At 37.1% G+C, this 19,474-nt stretch carries 25 protein-coding genes and 1 other annotated feature; of the genes, 20 read left to right on the forward strand and 5 right to left on the reverse strand.

The window, feature by feature from the left end; genetic code table 11:
* Nucleotides 1-569: 569 nt before the first annotated feature.
* Entirely contained in the window at nt 570-863 is a 294-nt protein-coding gene (locus IEV09_RS08080; protein WP_188367785.1) for a nucleotide pyrophosphohydrolase, read from the forward strand.
* 125 nt (nt 864-988) lie between these two features.
* Here the strand turns inward: IEV09_RS08080 and IEV09_RS08085 are convergent, their stop codons facing one another.
* Entirely contained in the window at nt 989-1,138 is a 150-nt protein-coding gene (locus IEV09_RS08085) for a hypothetical protein (protein WP_188367786.1), read from the reverse strand.
* Nucleotides 1,139-1,481: 343 nt separating this feature from the next.
* Between IEV09_RS08085 and IEV09_RS08090 the strand changes: the two genes are divergently transcribed.
* The 4 genes from IEV09_RS08090 (at nt 1,482) to rpmG (ending at nt 3,754) form a co-directional block, all read left to right on the forward strand.
* Nucleotides 1,482-2,087 (forward strand): DUF5052 family protein, encoded by a 606-nt coding sequence (locus IEV09_RS08090; protein WP_373281476.1) that lies wholly within the window; start codon nt 1,482-1,484, stop codon nt 2,085-2,087.
* 404 nt (nt 2,088-2,491) lie between these two features.
* Nucleotides 2,492-3,286: an SPFH domain-containing protein gene (locus IEV09_RS08095; RefSeq protein WP_188367912.1), complete on the forward strand. Its 795-nt coding sequence runs from the start codon at nt 2,492-2,494 to the stop codon at nt 3,284-3,286.
* A 2-nt stretch (nt 3,287-3,288) separates the two neighbouring features.
* The gene (locus tag IEV09_RS08100; protein WP_188367787.1) at nt 3,289-3,432 is read left to right on the forward strand and encodes a hypothetical protein; all 144 of its coding nucleotides are present in this window, start codon (nt 3,289-3,291) and stop codon (nt 3,430-3,432) included.
* Between the two features lie 157 nt (nt 3,433-3,589).
* The gene (rpmG, locus tag IEV09_RS08105) at nt 3,590-3,754 is read left to right on the forward strand and encodes a 50S ribosomal protein L33 (RefSeq protein WP_373281477.1); all 165 of its coding nucleotides are present in this window, start codon (nt 3,590-3,592) and stop codon (nt 3,752-3,754) included.
* 388 nt (nt 3,755-4,142) lie between these two features.
* Here rpmG and IEV09_RS08110 read toward each other — a convergent pair whose 3' ends face one another.
* On the reverse strand, nt 4,143-4,772 hold the full coding sequence (locus tag IEV09_RS08110) for a TM2 domain-containing protein (protein WP_229731688.1): 630 nt from the start codon (nt 4,770-4,772) through the stop codon (nt 4,143-4,145).
* Between the two features lie 185 nt (nt 4,773-4,957).
* A complete protein-coding gene (locus IEV09_RS08115; RefSeq protein ID WP_188367789.1) occupies nt 4,958-5,341 on the reverse strand; it encodes a TIGR02328 family protein in 384 nt (127 codons plus the stop codon).
* Between the two features lie 202 nt (nt 5,342-5,543).
* Here IEV09_RS08115 and IEV09_RS08120 point away from each other — a divergent pair, with 202 nt between their 5' ends.
* The 5 genes from IEV09_RS08120 (at nt 5,544) to IEV09_RS08140 (ending at nt 8,550) form a co-directional block, all read left to right on the forward strand.
* The gene (locus IEV09_RS08120) at nt 5,544-6,110 is read left to right on the forward strand and encodes a 5-formyltetrahydrofolate cyclo-ligase (protein ID WP_188367790.1); all 567 of its coding nucleotides are present in this window, start codon (nt 5,544-5,546) and stop codon (nt 6,108-6,110) included.
* Nucleotides 6,107-6,787 (forward strand): rhomboid family intramembrane serine protease, encoded by a 681-nt coding sequence (locus tag IEV09_RS08125; protein WP_188367791.1) that lies wholly within the window; start codon nt 6,107-6,109, stop codon nt 6,785-6,787. Before IEV09_RS08120 ends, IEV09_RS08125 begins: the two co-directional genes overlap by 4 nt.
* A gap of 161 nt (nt 6,788-6,948) precedes the next feature.
* Complete coding sequence (locus tag IEV09_RS08130) at nt 6,949-7,155, forward strand: YqgQ family protein (RefSeq protein ID WP_188367914.1); 207 nt, start codon at nt 6,949-6,951, stop codon at nt 7,153-7,155.
* Entirely contained in the window at nt 7,155-8,123 is a 969-nt protein-coding gene (locus IEV09_RS08135) for an ROK family glucokinase (protein WP_188367792.1), read from the forward strand. The genes IEV09_RS08130 and IEV09_RS08135 overlap by 1 nt, the downstream gene beginning before the upstream one ends.
* A gap of 16 nt (nt 8,124-8,139) precedes the next feature.
* A complete protein-coding gene (locus IEV09_RS08140) occupies nt 8,140-8,550 on the forward strand; it encodes a rhodanese-like domain-containing protein (RefSeq protein WP_188367793.1) in 411 nt (136 codons plus the stop codon).
* A gap of 52 nt (nt 8,551-8,602) precedes the next feature.
* Here the strand turns inward: IEV09_RS08140 and IEV09_RS08145 are convergent, their stop codons facing one another.
* Nucleotides 8,603-8,770: a DUF3042 family protein gene (locus tag IEV09_RS08145; RefSeq protein WP_188367794.1), complete on the reverse strand. Its 168-nt coding sequence runs from the start codon at nt 8,768-8,770 to the stop codon at nt 8,603-8,605.
* A gap of 158 nt (nt 8,771-8,928) precedes the next feature.
* Here IEV09_RS08145 and IEV09_RS08150 point away from each other — a divergent pair, with 158 nt between their 5' ends.
* From IEV09_RS08150 to IEV09_RS08165, 4 genes are read left to right on the forward strand one after another with little or no spacing between them, the layout of a single operon-like run.
* Nucleotides 8,929-10,089: a galactokinase gene (locus IEV09_RS08150; protein ID WP_188367795.1), complete on the forward strand. Its 1,161-nt coding sequence runs from the start codon at nt 8,929-8,931 to the stop codon at nt 10,087-10,089.
* Between the two features lie 27 nt (nt 10,090-10,116).
* The gene (gene galE / locus IEV09_RS08155; RefSeq protein WP_188367796.1) at nt 10,117-11,106 is read left to right on the forward strand and encodes a UDP-glucose 4-epimerase GalE; all 990 of its coding nucleotides are present in this window, start codon (nt 10,117-10,119) and stop codon (nt 11,104-11,106) included.
* An 11-nt stretch (nt 11,107-11,117) separates the two neighbouring features.
* Complete coding sequence (gene galT / locus IEV09_RS08160) at nt 11,118-12,599, forward strand: UDP-glucose--hexose-1-phosphate uridylyltransferase (protein WP_188367797.1); 1,482 nt, start codon at nt 11,118-11,120, stop codon at nt 12,597-12,599.
* Between the two features lie 20 nt (nt 12,600-12,619).
* Nucleotides 12,620-13,612 carry a LacI family DNA-binding transcriptional regulator gene (locus IEV09_RS08165; RefSeq protein WP_188367798.1) on the forward strand — a complete coding sequence of 331 codons (993 nt, stop codon included), beginning with the start codon at nt 12,620-12,622 and terminating at the stop codon, nt 13,610-13,612.
* Between the two features lie 58 nt (nt 13,613-13,670).
* Here the strand turns inward: IEV09_RS08165 and IEV09_RS08170 are convergent, their stop codons facing one another.
* Nucleotides 13,671-13,919 (reverse strand): GlsB/YeaQ/YmgE family stress response membrane protein, encoded by a 249-nt coding sequence (locus tag IEV09_RS08170; RefSeq protein ID WP_188367799.1) that lies wholly within the window; start codon nt 13,917-13,919, stop codon nt 13,671-13,673.
* A 462-nt stretch (nt 13,920-14,381) separates the two neighbouring features.
* Between IEV09_RS08170 and tsaB the strand changes: the two genes are divergently transcribed.
* From tsaB to IEV09_RS08200, 6 genes are all read left to right on the forward strand, one after another.
* On the forward strand, nt 14,382-15,104 hold the full coding sequence (tsaB, locus tag IEV09_RS08175; protein ID WP_188367800.1) for a tRNA (adenosine(37)-N6)-threonylcarbamoyltransferase complex dimerization subunit type 1 TsaB: 723 nt from the start codon (nt 14,382-14,384) through the stop codon (nt 15,102-15,104).
* Nucleotides 15,088-15,624, forward strand: a complete 537-nt coding sequence (gene rimI, locus IEV09_RS08180; protein ID WP_188367801.1) for a ribosomal protein S18-alanine N-acetyltransferase — start codon at nt 15,088-15,090, stop codon at nt 15,622-15,624. The genes tsaB and rimI (IEV09_RS08180) overlap by 17 nt, the downstream gene beginning before the upstream one ends.
* Nucleotides 15,621-16,073, forward strand: a complete 453-nt coding sequence (rimI, locus tag IEV09_RS08185) for a ribosomal protein S18-alanine N-acetyltransferase (protein ID WP_188367802.1) — start codon at nt 15,621-15,623, stop codon at nt 16,071-16,073. The genes rimI (IEV09_RS08180) and rimI (IEV09_RS08185) overlap by 4 nt, the downstream gene beginning before the upstream one ends.
* Before the next feature lie 12 nt (nt 16,074-16,085).
* Complete coding sequence (tsaD, locus tag IEV09_RS08190; RefSeq protein WP_188367803.1) at nt 16,086-17,105, forward strand: tRNA (adenosine(37)-N6)-threonylcarbamoyltransferase complex transferase subunit TsaD; 1,020 nt, start codon at nt 16,086-16,088, stop codon at nt 17,103-17,105.
* A 61-nt stretch (nt 17,106-17,166) separates the two neighbouring features.
* Nucleotides 17,167-17,360, forward strand: a binding site (T-box leader).
* Between the two features lie 106 nt (nt 17,361-17,466).
* Nucleotides 17,467-19,158 carry an arginine--tRNA ligase gene (gene argS, locus IEV09_RS08195; protein WP_188367804.1) on the forward strand — a complete coding sequence of 564 codons (1,692 nt, stop codon included), beginning with the start codon at nt 17,467-17,469 and terminating at the stop codon, nt 19,156-19,158.
* A 156-nt stretch (nt 19,159-19,314) separates the two neighbouring features.
* On the forward strand, nt 19,315-19,473 hold the full coding sequence (locus IEV09_RS08200; RefSeq protein WP_188367805.1) for a hypothetical protein: 159 nt from the start codon (nt 19,315-19,317) through the stop codon (nt 19,471-19,473).
* Nucleotide 19,474 lies beyond the last annotated feature (1 nt).

The following is a 19,474-nucleotide window of genomic DNA, read 5'->3' on the forward strand; positions in this document are numbered from 1 at the left end:
TCGCTATATCCGCTACTACAATAACTATCGTTACGTCGAATCATTAAACAATTACTCTCCAAATGAATACTGAAAATTAACAGCATAAAAAACGCAATCTCACGATAAGAGATTGCGTAATCTAAAATATTAGTTTTTGTTTTTAACACTGTCTACTTGACAGGGAGCACTTCAACCACTCTTGTTTGGTTCTTTTTTTGTTAATATGTTTAAAATTATTATGTCATTGTGATACAATTATTATATTCAAGTTATATTTAGATATGATATAAGCAAGTGATATTTTATATGAAAGGACAGACGAAAGGAATTATAAAAGTGATGTGTTAAATCTTATTTATCAGTCAAAAAGCATGTTAATTATGCGTTAAAATTATTGAATCAGGAAGGTTACACGTTTCACTTTAGCGAAAGGATTCGTTGTTTTAAGAGCCATTTTATGCTGTTTGTGTGATGAATACAAATGGTAAGATAGACTGAAAGATGGTAAAAGGTCAATCATTGAATAATTTAGAGAAGGAACAACTAATTTAGCATGACAAAAATAACAAAACAAAGGAAGTTATCTAATGGAAAAAATTACTCAAGCAATTAATAAATTTCGTGATGATCGCAATTGGCGTCCCGCTCACAATGAAAAAGATTTAGCGCTATCCATTTCTTTAGAGGCAGCAGAGTTATTGGAACTCTTTCAATGGGTACAACCAGAAGAAGTGATTCATGCAAAACGTGAACGCATAGAAGAAGAATTAGCCGATGTTTTAATTTATTCGTTGATGATGGCAGATAATCTGGATTTCAATATTGAAGATATTATTAATAAAAAGTTAGCTAAAAATGCTGAGAAGTATCCAGTTGATTAGAATAAAAGGCAATTAATTATTGGAGTTTAAACTAAAAAAACATACAAAAATAGCACCTACTGTTTGATTTCAGTAGATGCTATTTTTTCGTACTCGAATGTTCGTCCATGGAAGACTCGCTCTCCTTATACTTGTTTTGATAATTCTTGTACTGCTTCTTCAATGGTTTTACCTGTGGCAAAGTGATTTTCGTCACGTTTGTCAAAAACAATGAATAAGTTTAATTCAGTGTTTAGTGTCACACGGTACTCCATTTGATTGTTATAGAATGTCATAATGCATTCTCCTTTCTGATAGTTGATGAAAGGCAACTTAACGTTAATAACGAAATTCCGTAATCTAAATATACCATACCTATTTTAAAACCGTCAATATTTTAGTTTAATTTAAGAGGTTTTTAGTTTTGATACCTTCGAAATGGCTTTAAAACAATGATTAAAGGGTTTTCAAATGATTAAGAAAACATTAAGGGGACTATTTTAAAGCGATAAAATTTATCACTAAAACTCTTTGTTATTTAACGATAAAAGCAAAATATCCGTCTTAAGTACGTGTTTTTTGTACAAAAAAACTGTTATGATTTTCTTAGTCAAACAAGCTTTGAAAGGAATGAGTAAAATGAAGAAACACATGAAAAAAATACTTTTTGGCGTAACATTAAGTATTTTTGCCGTCAGTTTAGCCGGTTGTCAAGATATTCGAATGTGGTTTAAGGGGTTCGAAGAAAGTTTTAAGGGCTTAGAAATGACAATCCAAACGTACGATGAAAGCAGCCAAGTAATTGATAAAATTACGGGGAAATCGATATTAATTGAACGCGATGCAACGTTTGATACAAACGAGGAAAGTAAAGATTCTTCCGTCATCAAAATTAGTGTTGGTAGTAAGGAGATGCACCACGTCGGTTCTTCAATGATTATTGCTGAGACGGGGTTAGAAAATATTTTTGATGACTACACGAAAACAGTCGATACAACAAACATGCAGCGAGGAATTCCAATATTGAATTCGATGATTAATGAGAAACGTAATGCTTTTGATGGAAAAAAGAAAGTTGTTCTGATCCGCAGTCAAAACGGTACACCACTCGCAACATATGCCGGTGATCATGTTTCGTTGTACAAAACCGATGTACCAAAAAGTACTGGATTGCTAATTGATGGCGAGTATTTGTTTATTTATCGCTGTGATTATACAATCTATGATTTAGCATTAATTGAATAGTCGATAAAATGAACGATAGCCCTCTCTTTTTGACAAAGAGAAGGCTATCTAACGCATAATATTAATGTTTTAAAGTTGGATCATGACTATTACGAATGTTTAATTCTTTCTCATTTAAACGATGTATTCCCTAACCACTAATACACCCTTGCAACCCTATAGTTGCGCCAGTTTTGAATAAATTTCCTTAAAAGATATTAAAAATGTTGCTTAAAAATATCTGTCGTATTGATTCAACTATAACACGTTTTCTGAAAATATACAGAATTCAGTCTGAAATTTTAAAGAAAATTAAGAAATACATTTGGAATCAAATCAAAAGAACCGTATAATAGAATGGTATGAACGCATACAAGAAAGTAGGATAAGTAATGAAAAGTACAGGAAAAAAGAACACAGGAACAATGATTAAATCAAGTATTATTGGCGTTTTAGTAATCGGACTGGTGATTGCAGGCGCATTTGTCTTTTTTGAAAAAATTGAAAACGGCTATGTCGGCGTACGTTATTCAATTAACGGCGGCGTTCGTGACGAAACCCTAGGACAAGGGATTAAATTTGTCGGATTAGATAAAGTGACACAGTACCCGATTCGTTTACAAACGATTCAAGCTGAAAATGTTTCAATTGCGACTGCAGATGGGAAGAAAACATCGGTTAATATTAAATATGACTATAAAATTGATCCAACAAAAACCGCTGCGATGTATAAAGAATTCGGTAATATTACTTCGGGTGATATCGAAGAAGGTTGGTTAAAATCAAAATTACAAAAAGAAGCACGTGATGTTTATTCACAATATACAATTCTAGATATCTTATCAGGTAAATCATCTGAAGCAGAAGGTCAATTACTTGCAAATTTCTTAAAAGCAGTTGAGATTAAAGGATTTGTTGTTGAAGATGTAACTGTTGGTGTACCTGAAATTGATGCAGAAACGCAAAAATCAATTGATGCCATTGTTTTATCTGGACAAGAAAATGAAAAAGCAAAACTAGATGCCGAAACGAAGAAAACACAAGCGGATGCCAAAGCGTATGAAACGACTAAACAAGCCGAAGCCGAAGCGGAAGCAAATAAAAAAATTGCGGATTCTGTTACAGAGAATTTGATCAAATATGAAGAAGCTCAAGCCCGTAAAGAACATGGATGGGTGACGGTCAACGGAGCAAATGCAATTGTTAAAGAAGGTGAATAATAATGGCCTTTTTTATCGTTAGAATTTTATTAATTATCGGGTTTGTTTATGGCGTCTATTATTTTTTAGCCGCTAAAAACAAAGAAAAAAAAGAGACGAAAAATGAAGAAACACCCCCGAAAAAAGATAGTTGGTCAGATTTTTAACAATAAAAACGAAAAAGGCGTCTTCATTGAAAGCGTGAAGAACACCTTTTTCGTCAAGTAAAAATACTTAACAAAAATCAGAAAAAGACTAGCAATTACTGTCGAAACATGATATTATAATCAAGTCTGAGAAATGACTTAGAGAATTCTGTAATGTATGGGAGGGAAAATCATGCGCGTAAACATCACTTTAGAATGTACTTCTTGTAAAGAACGTAACTACCTAACAAGCAAAAGTAAACGTAACACTCCGGATCGTTTAGAAAAACAAAAATTCTGCCCACGTGAAAGAAAAGTTACTTTACACCGTGAAACTAAATAATCAACATTTAGTCGTAGTCATAAACCTTGTATATCAAGGTTTATGGCTCTTTTTTTGTTTTGGGGGAAGTTTTTGACCCCGTAATTGACCCCGGGTTCAAAAACCAAAGTGTTCGATTAATGTTGAAATTGCCTTCTTTTATACGCTGTCAGTGATATGAGTATAGATGTCCATTGTTATGGGGATATCGCAATGTCCTATGCGGTGTTGTGGCGACATCCCATGTAACAGAGGTGATTAGCTGACAAGGTAGGTGAGCTTATTCGATGGAACAATTTTATTTGAAAGTATCTTTCTTGAAGCTTCACTAAAAAGTTTGAGTGATTTTTGAAACTCATCTTGAATAAGGTTGTTAGACTGATTCCTATCTTGAGTTTTGGACGTTTTTCTATACTTCGATCAAATAACTATTATCTGTTTTCATCAGTAAGGCCTTGATGCCTTGGTACCATCCTAGAAACATTGGCAATGTTGTCCAACATAGTAAGAGATACCACAATCCTTTGCTATATTGTTTTGCATAGAACCATTGCGCGCCAAAAGATCCGAAGAAAATGGCTAAAAAGCAGAAGATGAATTTGTTTACCTGTGTTTTATAATAATAGGGATTACGGTCTTTTTCTTCGAAGTTTTCATAATTGTGCTCTTCGAATAACTCTTCTTCTGTGTGATTAAACTCTTCATCAATAAAGTCAGAAACATCAACTTTTACTTCGATATTTTTGAAGCCTTCTTTGATAATTGCGTTGACTAATGTCCGCTCGATGATCGTGACACCGGCGTTTGGTGGTAAGAAGCCAATCAGACCACTTCTTTTAATTTTGGCACCTTTAGGCGTTGGGTATTCAGAGTAAACGGCAATCACATGTGGATTGTCTGGGTCTGGTATCAAAGCCACCTCGATATTGTGGTAATGATAGCCATTATTATTCCAATTCGCGGGACCATCTCGATCAACGACCGCATTTCTTAGGATATTGTATGCATTCGTTTGAGCCATTTCGACTACCTCGATCATATTTTCCACTTCTGTTGACCTCCATTCATTCGTATTCAATATTGTTCGTATCGAGTACTAGATTCTTCTTTGATTATACCAAAGAAGAAATATTTATCTAGAATTGATAGAAAATAATTTGAAAACTCTCTTATGGTATTCAGCTAGCCTTTTTTGTCGCATGAAAATCGTCTATCTAGCAAGAGCTATCCGTTGGCATCGGATGATGATAGATCAATTCCTTTTTCTCTCAAATTATCTAAACACTCTGCAAGGTACTGTGCGTTGTGTTCTGGATAGATTGGTTGCGTCAATGGTACGGTAGCGAGTGAATGATAATTTTGGCACTTTAGTCCACGGTATCGTGGCTCTTTCCATACATCTGAGGGTTTATAACCCCGAGAATGCATTTCTTCCATGATTAATTGATGGTATTGAAAGAGTTTGTAAGGTGAATAATTAAAGACATAGTTCACGGTTGAATGGTTTTTTTGCCAACCGTTTCCACGCAATGCGCAACATTCTCGATGTTGACCGAGTAATTGTTGTCGCGGTAAGGAAGGGATAATTTTTTCGTGCCAAAGCCTCATCGTTTTTCTCCTTTGAATTTTTTATCTAAATAAATCGTAGCGAAACTAGACGGATTTGTCTATTGATAACTTTACTAGGGTGTTTTTATTTTGTAGGAAATTTGAGTCGTTTCAACTAAATAGCTTCACACGTTCTTCACAATAATTCCGTTTGCTATTCTCTCGTTTTTTCGGTACTATTTCTTGTAGGAGTGTGAGTGCGATGAATAAAGAATTGATCCGTCAGACGGCAATTAAACGCTTAAAGAAATTGGCGAATCACCCAGAGAAAAAAGCGGAAAAAGAAGCAATCATATTGTCTTTATTTTTTGCATCAAAGGAATGGAAAGAAGCGCAAACGATTGCGATCATTAAGGCAACCGATTTTGAATTTGATACGAGTAAAATTGCTGAAAAAGCGTATCAAGAAGGTAAGAAAGTCGTTGTACCGAAATCATTGTCACACCGGAAATTGGCTTTTTATGAAGTCGATGCTGCCAGTCAATATGTTCTTACCAAATTTGGAGTAGAAGAGCCTGTTAGTGAGTTGCTCGTTGAAAAAACAGCGATTGATTTAATTGTCGTACCTGGTCTAGTCTTTTCGAAAAAAGGTTACCGTGTCGGATTTGGCGGTGGGTTCTACGATCGCTACCTTGCAGATTATCAAGGATCGACGTGTGCGATGGTTTTTTCGGAACAGATCAACAACGATTGGACAGTGGATAATTTTGATATTCCAGTCCAACGAATTTATACCGATTCGGTTAAAGAAGTGGAGGGAGCAGAATGAACTTAAGAAATTGGAAGACGCAGCCATTTATTACGATTGGCTTTTTATCGATTCAAACAGCTGTTTTTGCGCTAGCTTATTTACTTCCTGGTTTAATGATTGAATTTCGAGGATCAATGTTTGGGCCCGCAGTTGTCATGAATCATGAATATTGGCGTTTTATTACGCCATTGTTTATTCATTATGGTTTGATGCACTTTGCGGTGAACTCAGTAATTCTCTATTATATGGGGCAGCAAGTTGAAGCAGTTTATGGGCATTGGCGTTTCTTTGCCATTTATTTAATGAGTGGGGTCGCCGGGAATTTATTGAGTTTTGCTTTTAATGATTTACGTGTACAATCAGCAGGTGCGAGTACTGGATTATTCGGAATGTTTGGTGCTTTTATTGTACTTGGTTTTCATTTTAAAGATAATCCGATGATTCAAGCGATGGTACGACAATTTGCGTTATTTATTGGGTTGAATTTCCTATTTGGGATATTTGATCAAACAATTGATTTCTATGGGCATTTAGGTGGGTTAATCGGTGGTATTTTAATGGGAAATATCGTGGCCTTACCGTTGAAGTCTGTTAAAACGTACTCCATTCATCTTCGAATTATTTCAGGGATGATTTTAGTCTTTTTTATTGGTTTTTGTATCTTTTATGGGTTACAGAAATATAATTTTCTTTAAGCAATAGTGAATTTCAATCGATAAATGTTTAGAATACGCGATTTATATGACAGTTTGTGTACGAGTCTTAAAATTTTTGAACGATAATGTTATACTGATTTAGGATACACGGTTTCAAAAAGGAACGAATACGAGTATAATGTAGGAAGTGTTTTTAAATGATGGAAAGTTTATACGATGTCCAACAGCTATTAAAACGTTTTGGCGTGATTATTTATTTAGGAAAGCGTATTTATGATATTGAGTTGATGTCGCAAGAGGTCAAACAATTATTTGATAATCATCTCATTGATCAACCAACTTACTTAAAAGCATGGGCTATACTAAAAAGAGAACATAGAGTGGAACGGATGAGGGAGGATTTATGATGTCGGCAAAGAAAATTATTGGAATTGATTTAGGTGGTACAACAGCAAAGTTTGCGATCTTAACACAAGAAGGGGACATTCAGCAAAAATGGAGTATTCAAACGAACATTTTAGATGAAGGTTCACATATTGTTCCAGATATTATTGCGTCAATTAATCACCATTTAGACTTATATAACTTGAGTGCAGCAGACTTTATCGGGATTGGTATGGGAACACCAGGTAGTGTCGATCGTGAAAAAGGGACTGTTGTCGGTGCGTATAATTTAAACTGGAAAACGGTTCAACCGATTCGTCAACAAATCGAAGAAGGTACAGGGATTCCTTTTGTGCTTGATAACGATGCAAACGTTGCAGCTTTAGGTGAGCGTTGGAAAGGTGCCGGTGATAATAACCCGGATGTCATTTTTATTACGCTTGGTACCGGTGTTGGTGGCGGTATTATTATGGAAAATACGTTACTTCATGGTGTGGCTGGCTGTGCTGGTGAAATTGGTCATATTACGGTCGATCCATTTGGTTTTGAGTGTACGTGTGGTAAAGTAGGTTGTTTAGAAACGGTTTCAAGCGCAACAGGTGTGGTTCGTGTCGCTCGACAGTTAGCAGAAGAGTATGCGGGAGATTCAGAACTGAAGAAACGTCTAGATGATGGTCAAGATGTATCAAGTAAAGATATTTTTGAATTAGCACAAGCAGACGATGCGTTAGCGTTATTAGTCATTGATAGAGTTTGTTTCTATTTAGGTCTTGCTTGCGGGAACTTAGGGAACACGTTGAATCCATCAAGTATTGTTCTAGGTGGTGGCGTGAGTGCAGCAGGAGAGTTTTTACGTAGCCGTGTTGAGAAGTATTTCTTCCAGTTTACATTCCCACAAGTGAATGAAAGCACGGTCATTAAATTAGCACAATTAGGTAATGAAGCAGGGGTCATTGGCGCAGCGTCATTGGCATTGCAACTTTTAGATTAGGAAGGTCGATTTTTTAATGGGTATTAGTCAAATTTTATTATGGTTAAATTTAGTTTTAGTTTCAGTTTTATTATTTTTTGGAGCAAACTGGTTATTCTACTATTTCATGGGGAAAAAATCAGCTACGATTATTACGGAAGAAGAATTCAAAGCAGGCATGCGTCGAGCGCAAATCATTGATGTGCGTGAGAAAAATGAATTCGATGCGGGCCACATTTTAGGTGCGCGTAATGTCCCTTATACACTGTTCGCTGATTCAATGGGTGGTATCCGCAAAGACATACCGATTTATTTATACGATAACACGAAAACATTGAGTGTTCGTGCCGCGAATAAATTGCGTAAACAAGGTTACACAAATATCTTTATTTTGAAAACAGGTTACAGTGAGTGGTCTGGTAAAACAAAGAAAAAGAAAATGCTTTAAAAATAATAAAAACGTTGGAATATTCTCGTTATGAGAACATTCCAACGTTTTTTTAACGTGCATAGCTTTTACGGTGTGCTTTTCGACGCGCTTCATCTTGAATGGCTTCTTTTTCTTCGATTGGATCAATAACTGTTTTTTTAACGGCAGCAATTAAGCTGACAGTTGCTGCGGTTGTAATTAAAGAACCAACAACAAAACCAGAGAGAAATTTTTTCATTGTTCTTTCACCTCACTTTTTAACTCGTATCTTTATTATGAAGCATTTGATTGATTTTGCAAAGTGAAAACGGTTAAAAATATCAGGTAAATTCTATTGTAAACATTTACTAAATGTTTTATAATAAGTTTACTAATAAGAATAAAGGAGCGTTTACGATGGAAAAAGACTTGCAAGCAATTTTTAAAGAGAAATTTGGCGAAGAGGCAACAGGTAGCTATTTTGCCCCTGGGCGAATTAATTTAATTGGAGAACATACCGATTATAATGGTGGTTACGTGTTTCCAGCGAGTATTACAATTGGGACATTCGGTTTAGCTAAAAAACGCGAAGACAAGCAAATTCGTTTGTATTCAGAGAATTTCCCTGAAAAGGGAATCATTGAATTTTCAGTCGATGACTTGGATTATGATAAAGCCCACGATTGGACAAACTATCCTAAAGGCATGGTGCGTTACTTAAAAGAAGCCGGTTTTATCATCGATTCAGGTTTTGAAGTTGTTTTTTATGGTAATATTCCAAATGGCGCAGGTCTTTCGTCATCGGCTTCGATTGAAATGTTAACAGGTGTTATTTTGAAAGATTTATTTAATCTAGATGTTGAAATGCTAGAGATTGTGAAGACGGGTAAAAAAGTAGAAAATGCCTTTATTGGCGTTAATTCAGGAATCATGGATCAATTCGCAATTGGTATGGGGAAAAAAGATCACGCTTTATTATTAGATACAAATACTTTAGAATATGAAGTGGTACCTGCAGAGTTTGGTGAGTATGTGGTGGCAATTATGAATACGAACAAGCGTCGTGAACTAGCCGATTCTAAATACAACGAGCGTCGAAGTGAATGCGAAGAGGCACTACGCCGACTCCAGACAAAACTGTCAATTGATTCATTAGGTGCTTTGGACGAAGAAACGTTCTTTGCAAATACCAATTTCATTGAAGATGAGACGTTGATTCGTCGTGCAAAACATGCAGTAACCGAAAACCAACGTACATTAAAAGCGAAAAAAGCGCTACAAGCCGGTGATTTAGCTGAATTTGGTTTATTATTAAATGCTTCTCACACGTCGCTAAAAGACGACTATGAAGTGACTGGAATCGAATTAGATACACTAGTTGCGGCAGCACAAGCACATCTGAGTGTCTTAGGTGCACGAATGACGGGTGCTGGTTTTGGTGGTTGTGCGATTGCTTTAGTCAAAGCGGCTGACTGGCAAGATTTTGTTGAGACGGTTTCAAAAGAATATTTAGAAAAAATTGGCTATGCAACCGATATTTATCAGGCGAGCATTGATGATGGTGCACGTAAATTATAAAAAATCGAAAGAATAAGGGTGAATAAGATGTCAATTTTAGTTTTAGGTGGTGCGGGTTATATAGGTTCTCACGCTGTAGATCAATTGATTCGTAAGGGATATAAAGTTGTTGTGATTGATAATTTATTAACTGGACATCGCGCATCCGTTCATAAGGACGCTATTTTTTATGAAGGCGATATTCGAGATAAAGCTTTTGTCACAAGTGTCTTTGAAAAAGAAAAAATTGAAGGGGTGATCCACTTTGCGGCTAGTTCGCTTGTGGGAGAATCTGTTGAACAACCGTTAAAATATTTCAATAATAATGTTTATGGTATGCAAATTGTTTTAGAAGTGATGGAAGCTTTTGATGTGAAAAACATTGTCTTCTCATCAACAGCTGCAACTTATGGTGAGCCAGAAGTCAGTCCAATTGTTGAGACGACACCAACCAATCCGAAAAATCCATACGGTGAAAGTAAATTAATGATGGAAAAAATGATGAAATGGTGTGACGGTGCTTACGGCATGAAATATGTGGCATTGCGTTACTTTAACGTTGCAGGAGCAAAATCAGATGCTGCAATCGGTGAAGATCACACACCTGAAACGCATTTAGTTCCGATTATTTTACAAGTAGCGCTTGGTCAAAGAGAAGCATTATCTATTTTCGGAGATGATTATGACACGCCAGATGGCACTTGTATCCGTGATTATGTCCATGTCGAAGATTTAATTGCGGCACATATTTTAGCGCTCGAATACTTAAAGGCAGGTAATGAAAGTAATGTCTTTAATTTAGGTAGTAACAACGGCTATTCCGTGAAAGAAATGCTTGATGCAGCCCGTGAAGTCACAGGTAAGGATATCCCAGCGATTGTTGCACCAAGACGTGCAGGCGATCCAGCATCGCTTGTGGCATCAAGTGCCAAGGCGAGTGAAATCTTAGGTTGGAAACCAGAATACACTGATGTGAAAAAAATTATTGAAACTGCGTGGAATTGGCATGTGAGTCATCCGAATGGTTATCAAGATTAGGAGTTTTAAAGATGAGTATTAGTCAAGTTATTGCTGATTTTATTACTTGTGGTATTGAATCAGGTGGGTGGATGGAGATGGATCGAATCTATCTTCAAAATCGCGTATTAGGGATGATTGGTGAAGTCGCACTCGATACTTATGTCGTTCAGCCAGTTGATGTTTTACCGATTGATTTGATGGACGTTTTGATTGCTAAAGCGAAAGAAAATGGTGTGATTGGGAACACCTTAGCAGAAACCGAAATCTTAGAAGGGGAACTGATGGATCTATTAACGCCACCACCTTCTGTTGTGAATGCGTTCTTTGCTCAACATTACGAAAAATCACCAACTGAAGCAACGGACTATTTCTTTGAATTATGTCAACGAAATGATTACATCAAAACCCGTGCGATTGCTAAAAATATTGTTTTCCCAATTGAAACGGCTTATGGTGAACTCGATATTACGATCAATTTATCGAAACCAGAAAAAGATCCGAAAGAAATTGCAGCACAAAAAAATATGACGGTTGTTGATTACCCAAAATGTATGCTATGTATGGAAAATGAAGGCTATAAAGGTCGGATGAATTATCCAGCACGTACGAATCATCGTTTGATTCGCATGAACCTAGATGGTGAGGCATGGGGTTTCCAATATTCACCATACGCTTATTACAATGAGCATTCGATTATTTTGTCTGAAGAACACCGTCCAATGAAAATTGCGCGCCAAACATTTGAACGTTTAACGACGATTGTGGAAGTTTTACCTCATTATTTTGTCGGATCAAATGCCGATTTACCGATTGTTGGAGGATCGATTTTATCACACGATCATTATCAAGCTGGACGCTACGAATTTGCGATGGAACGCGCACCGATCGAGAAAATTTTTGCGATTCCAGGGTTTGATAAGGTGACGGCTGGAATTGTCAAATGGCCAATGTCAGTGATTCGTCTACAAAGTGTCGACAAAAAAGCGATTGTTGATGCATCGGAGTATATTTTAGCGAAATGGCAGCAGTACTCAGCACCAGAATTGTCGATTGTTGCATTTAGTGAAGATGGTACGCCAAATCACACTGTTACGCCGATTGCGCGACGTCAGGGTAAATTGTTTGAAATGGACCTTGTTTTACGTGACAATAACGTGTCAGAGGAACACCCAGATGGGATTTTCCATCCACATAAAGACGTGCAACACATTAAAAAAGAAAATATTGGTTTGATTGAAGTCATGGGCTTAGCCGTTTTACCACCTCGATTGGAAAAAGAATTAGTTGAAGTGGAAAAGTATGTGCTAAATGAGGCCAATGCAATAGCCGAATACCATCTTCCATGGGCAGATAAAATGAAAGAAAATCATGACTTTACAGTGGAGAATGTCAAGGGCATTGTCCAACAAGAAGTCGGTTTAATCTTTACAAGAGTCTTAGAAGATGCCGGTGTCTTTAAGCGAGATGCATCTGGTCAAGCCGGATTTAATGCCTTTATCAAGAGTTTGTAATGAACTGAAAGGAGAAACGCATGGCAACCATTAAAGATATTGCGCAAAAAGCCGGAGTTTCTCCGGCAACGGTCTCTCGCGTGTTGAATTACGATCCAGAACTATCGGTTAGTAAAGAAACCGAGAAGAAAGTTTTCGAAATTGCTGAAGCGTTGAATTATACGAAGCATAAAAACAAACGTCGGGAATCTGCCGTTTTACGTTTGGTCCAATGGTACGATAGCGAGGAAGAACTGGCTGATTTGTATTACTTGGCGATTCGTTTAGGGATTGAAAAAAAAGCGGAAGAACTAAATATTCGCTTATTAAAAGAACAGATGACGGAACTTTCAGAAGTGGAAACTCAAGGGACAATTGCTCTAGGAAAGTTTGATCAACGTGAAATTAAACAGTTGACTAGACTAACAGGAGAGTTGTTATTCGTCGATTTTGATGGCTTGTCGCTTGGTCAAAACTCTTTAGTTGTAGATTTCACACAAGGCGTCCAACTTGTAATTGATCAGTTGATTAAAGAAAAACATCAAACAATTGGGATTTTATCTGGTGTGGAGTATACGAAGGAAAGTCACTATGAGATTGAAGATCCGCGCTATTTAGCTTTTCGAGAATCATTGATGCGTTTAAAAATGTACGATGAAGCCTATCATTTAAAAGGTACTTTTACAATCGATGACGGCTTTTTGCAAATGAAGCACTTTTTAGAAAACAATCCAACGTATCCGACAGCATTTTTTGCTTCAAGTGATGCACTAGCCATTGGAGCAATGCGCGCGATTCAAGCACACGGTCTAAGCGTACCGACAGATATTTCAGTCATCGGTTTTAACGATGTCAGTGTTGCAAAGTACGTCACACCGGCTCTATCTACCGTAAAAGTTTATACAGAATGGATGGGGGAGTTGGCTGTTTCAACAATGCTTGAATTGATTCAAGAAGAAGCTCCAGTTGCTCGAAAAATCACCGTTGGTACAGAGCTCATTTTAAGAGAATCGACACAGTTGAATTTGGATTAAAAAAAAACCGTTTCTTCAAACTGCTTAGCAGTGAAAGAAACGGTTTTTTTAGTAAGAATTAGGCGTCTTTACGTCCGAAGAAGAAAGAAACCACTGCGACTAAGATAACAGCACCGAGGATTGAAGGGAAAACAGCCATTCCAGCTACTTTCCAACCCCAACTACCAAATAGGGATTGTCCGAGAGAGGAACCAATTAATCCAGCTGCTACATTTGCGATGATACCCATCGAACCACCTTTTTTCGTGATGGATCCAGCAATTGCACCAATCACGCCTCCGACAATTAACGACCATAATAATCCCATTTTCTTCATCTCCTTTAAATTTTTTATGTTGAAAAAATAATAATGACAACACAAGGAAAATTTAGAAATCCTTGATAGATTAAGCTTAGCACTCCTCGTATGCGCTGTAAAAAGATATGGTAAGCATACACTTTTTTTAAAAGGAAGTCCGACAATTTTTGTTATTGAAAAAAGAGCGGTTTCATTGATTTTGCTCGTGAAATTCGTTCGAAAAACAAGTAAATAATCAATCCAATCGATTGAAAAGGTGCATCTAGTGCTCATAATATAAGGAATTGAATCACAAAATATGACAGAACACTCAGAGGTAACGCATCAATTTTAACGTAACAAGCATTTTTTAGTTATTTAAAAACTTTAATTTTTCCTTAAGAAGCTTCCTTAATTTAAGGAGCGCAGAAGCTGTTTTTGCCTTTCTTTTTATGGTAAAATGAACAGGAATCTGTAAAGGTAGGGAAAAAAATGAAAATTTTATCAATCGATACATCGAATCAAACACTAGCTATCGGCGTTATGGATGATCAGAGAGTGCTTGGTCAAATTCAAACGACTATTAATAAAAACCATAGTGTTACTTTAATGCCAGCCGTTGAATTACTTGTGCAAAAAGTCGGGCTAAAACCAAAAGACTTTGATCGGATTGTTGTCGCTCAAGGTCCAGGTTCTTATACTGGTCTGCGGATTGGTGTGACAGCCGCGAAGACGTTAGCTGACACGTTGAAAATAGAGTTGGTTGGAATTTCTAGTTTAAAAACGATTGCGGCTAATTGCATTGGACGTTCAGAGTGGATTGTGCCAATTTTTAATGCGCGCCGTCAAAATGTTTACGCAGGGGCGTATGAATGGCAAGCCGGTGTTTTAGTTAATGTTTTACCCGATCAACACCTTTCTTTAGAAAATTTATTGGAAAAATTAGCAGGTCGAGCAGTTTATTTTGTCGGCGAAGATGTCGAAGTCTTTCGTGAAGCCATTTTAGTTGATTTCCCAGAAACGGCGATTAATCAAAACCCTGCATGGAATTATCCTAATGGCATCACATTGGCAGCTTTAGGAGCAAAGGAGCAGCCAGTTGATAACATTCATGATTTTTTACCAGAGTACTTGAAATTGGTCGAGGCTGAAGAGAATTGGTTAGCGACTCAGACTCAACAAGCAGGAGTTGAAAGTTATGTGGAGAAGGTTTAATCCTTTTCAATCAGCGCTATTTAGAAATTTTCGTAAGCAATACACGACCAAAAGAATTCGGATAAACGAGCGAGAGTTTGAAATCCGTCAACTAAATGCAGGCGACATTAAAAATTTACTTGATGTGCAACGTAAAGTGTACGAAGGCGAGACACCTTGGGTCCGGAGTGCATTTTTATCGGAGCTTTATTCACGTCATGCGCATCTTTATTTAGGGGTGTTAGAAGAAAATCAAATGATTGGTTTCATGGGCGTGCGTGTATCGCTATCAGACGGGCATATTACGAATATTGCAGTGTTGCCACAATTTCAGGGGTTAGGCATCGGAACGATTTTGTTGGAGGAATCTGAAAAGTTTTCTCGATCACTTGATTGTGCCACGATGTCATTAGAAGTGCGCCGCAGCAATCAGGATGCTCAGCGACTGTATCGCCGCTTCGGTTATGTCTCACGTAAAGTGTTACCGCAATATTATGATGAGAATCAAGAGGATGCGATTGATATGGTGAAGTATTTATGATTAAAACGAAAGAAGCATTTACCAACGAGGAGTTAGCGCATCTAGTTTTTGATTTGGCGGATGCGAGTTATCCGCACGGCTCTCCTTGGACGAGAGAACAGTGGCAGACTGATTTAGCGTTGCCACATAGTCGGTATTTTTTATGGGAGCAAGAGGGTCAGCTACTTGGATTTTTAGCTTGTCATCTCATTTTATCGGAAATGGAAATTATGCAAGTCGCGGTTCATCCTGCGCATCAAAAAAAAGGACTTGCTCAACAACTGATTCAAGCGCTCATAAATTTAGCGCAAAAAGCTGAGGTTGATTCGATATTTCTAGAAGTACGAGCATCAAACCATGCAGCGAAGCAAGTATATGAAAAAAATGGATTTGAAGCCATTGGCATCCGTAAAAACTATTATTATTACCCAACGGAAGACGCCGTAATTATGTTAAAAAAAGTAAGGTAGGCTAGAAAAGAAATGAGAGAATTAATTTTAGCAATCGAAAGTAGCTGTGATGAGACGAGTGTCGCAGTGGTTGAAGATGGTGCGAAAATATTAAGCAATGTGATTGCTTCCCAAATCAAGAGTCATCAGCGCTTTGGTGGTATTGTTCCAGAAGTAGCTAGTCGACACCATGTGGAAGAAATAACAATTTGTATCGAAGAAGCATTGGAAGAAGCTCAAGTGAAAGTTGCAGATTTAACCGCAGTGGCCGTAACACAAGGCCCGGGTCTTGTCGGTGCTTTACTAATTGGGATTGCAGCTGCAAAATCATTTGCTTGGGCACATGATTTACCATTGATTCCAGTCAATCATATGGCAGGACACATTTATGCCGCACGCTTTGTTGAGCCATTAGTCTTTCCTTTAATGGCATTACTTGTTAGTGGTGGTCATACGGAATTGGTTTATATGGCAGAAGACGGATCGTTTGAAATTATTGGTGAAACACGCGACGATGCTGCTGGTGAAGCCTATGACAAAGTCGGTCGAGTACTTGGTTTGTCCTATCCAAGTGGTAAAGAAATAGATGAACTGGCGCATTTGGGGCAAGATACCTACAATTTTCCACGGGCGATGATTCACGAACCCCATTTTGATTTTAGTTTTAGTGGATTAAAGAGTTCTTTTATTAATTTCGTTCATAATGCAGAGCAACGTGGAGAAACCTTGATAAAAGAAGATTTAGCCGCAAGTTTTCAAGCGAGTGTGATTGATGTTCTAGTCAACAAAACAATTCGTGCGTGTCAAACTTATCCTATCAAGCAACTTGTTGTGGCAGGCGGCGTGGCGGCAAACAAAGGATTGCGTACAGCGTTAACTCAAGCCGTTTCAAGTGAATTACCAGACGTTCAACTGATTTTCCCACCATTGAAATTATGTGGTGATAATGCTGCGATGATTGGTGCTGCAGCACATGTTGAATTACAAAAACAGCATTTGGCGCAGATGGATTTAAATGCCAATCCAAGCTTAGTTTTTCCAAACAAAGATTAATCGTGAAATTAACTAGCTTATTTTCTGAAATTTTGTTATAATTCATGTGATTAAATTGAATATTCGATTGTTGATCAAGAAGAGTAACTTTTTTGTTTTTTTTAAGCGAGTTCGGAGTTGGTGGAAGCCGAATAAAAAGGAAAAGTGAAACGCCCTTGAGAAATTTGCATAGCAAACGGCATCTACCGTTATTAGATAAAGTGGGTTCGTTAATCGAACAAACAGAGTGGTACCGCGGGAAATCTCGTCTCTAGTGTAAATCAACACTAGGGACTTTTTTTGTTTTTTTAAGAGCATTCAAAGCTCTTTGATGTAATTGCAAGATGAAAAAGATAGATGATAATTTAGGAGGATGATATAAATGAATAACAAAAATATTGTAGCCAAAGCCATTTATGACGTAGTTAAAGAGGATTTAACATTAGAGCAAGTGACACAATTTTTAGAGAAACCAAAAACAGCAGCTCATGGAGACGTGGCCTTTCCGGCGTTTGGTTTAGCCAAAGCATACCGTAAAGCACCACAACAAATCGCTCAGGAATTAGCTGAGAAAATTGATGGTAGTCATTTTGAAAAAATCCAAGTGGTTGGTCCATACTTAAACTTCTTTATGGATAAAGGAGTTGTTACGCAAGCCGTTTTAGCACAAGTGATTAAAGAAAAAAACCATTACGGTGACCAATCAATCGGTAATGGACAAAATGTACCAATTGATATGTCTTCACCAAATATTGCTAAGCCAATTTCAATGGGGCATTTACGTTCAACCGTTATCGGAAATTCGATTGCCTTTATTTTAGAAAAAATTGGTTACCAACCAATCCGTATCAACCACTTAGGTGACTGGGGTACACAATTTGGTAAACTGATTGTTGCTTATAAAAAATGGGGCAGTGAAGAAGCGGTTAAAGCAGAGCCAATTAATGAATTACTAAGATTATATGTCGGTTTCCACGAAGAAGCAGAAAAAGATGCAACGTTAGAAGACGAAGCTCGTGCTTGGTTTAAGAAATTAGAAGAAGGCGATGAAGAGGCTTTTCATCTATGGCAATGGTTCCGCGACGAATCAATGAAAGAATTTAACAAAATTTATGATATGTTAGAAGTGTCTTTTGATTCATTAAACGGCGAAGCTTTCTATAATGATAAAATGGATGAAGTCGTTGAAATGTTAGAAGAAAAGCATTTATTAGCATCGGATCAAGGGGCAGAAATTGTTGACTTATCAAACTATGATTTAAACCCAGCGTTAATCCGTAAATCAGATGGTGCGACGTTATATATTACACGTGACATGGCAGCAGCCTTATACCGTAAACGTAAATATAACTTTGCCAAATCATTATACGTTGTAGGTAATGAGCAAAGCTATCACTTCAAACAACTGAAAGCCGTTTTAAAAGAAATGGACTTCGCTTGGTCGGATGAAATGCACCATATTCCATTTGGTTTAATTACAAAAGATGGTAAGAAATTATCAACTCGTAAAGGGAAGATTGTTTTATTAGAAGAAGTCTTAAACGAAGCGATTGCATTAGCAAATGAACAGATCAGTGCAAAAAATCCAACACTTGAAAACAAAGACGAAGTGGCTCGCCAAGTAGGTGTCGGTGCGGTTGTTTTCCACGATTTAAAAAATGATCGTTTGAACAGTTTTGACTTTACCCTTGAAGAAGTGGTAAGATTTGAAGGAGAGACTGGTCCATATGTTCAATACGCGCATGCACGTGCGATGAGTATTTTACAAAAAGCCGAATTTACTGTCGACGAAGCAGCTACGTATCAACTAAATGATGAAGCGAGCTGGGAAGTAATGAAGTATATTCAAAGTTATCCAGAAGTTGTCTTACAAGCGGCTGAGAAATATGAGCCTTCAATTATTGCTAAACATGCGATTAAATTAGCACAAGCTTTTAATAAGTATTATGCGAATACAAAAATCTTAGTTGATGATTCAGAAAAAGAAGCACGCTTAGCGCTTGTTTATGCTGTAACCATTTTACTAAAAGAAGACCTGCGCTTACTAGGATTACACACACCAGATAAAATGTAAGCTATTGACCGATGAATCATTTCTAATCCTCTTGAAAAAGAGGATTAGGGATGTTTTTATTTGCTCTGAAAACAAGTTAATTTATTCACGATTTCAGTCGATAGAGAAAGTAAGACAACGGTACCAGTCTTATAATGATGAAAAGGGGAGTATTCAATGAATTATTCAGTTGTTGCTGTCACATATGACAAGGAAAAGAAGGAAAAACAGTTTAAAACGTACAGAGAAGCACTTTCTTACGCTACAAACTACCATGTTGTTCATCAAAGTCAAGTTCTGAAAGATGAAGTCGTTATCGCTGATTTTTCATTTTAAA

It is taken from the genome of Enterococcus alcedinis (assembly GCF_014635985.1).
Lineage (GTDB): Bacteria > Bacillota > Bacilli > Lactobacillales > Enterococcaceae > Enterococcus_I > Enterococcus_I alcedinis.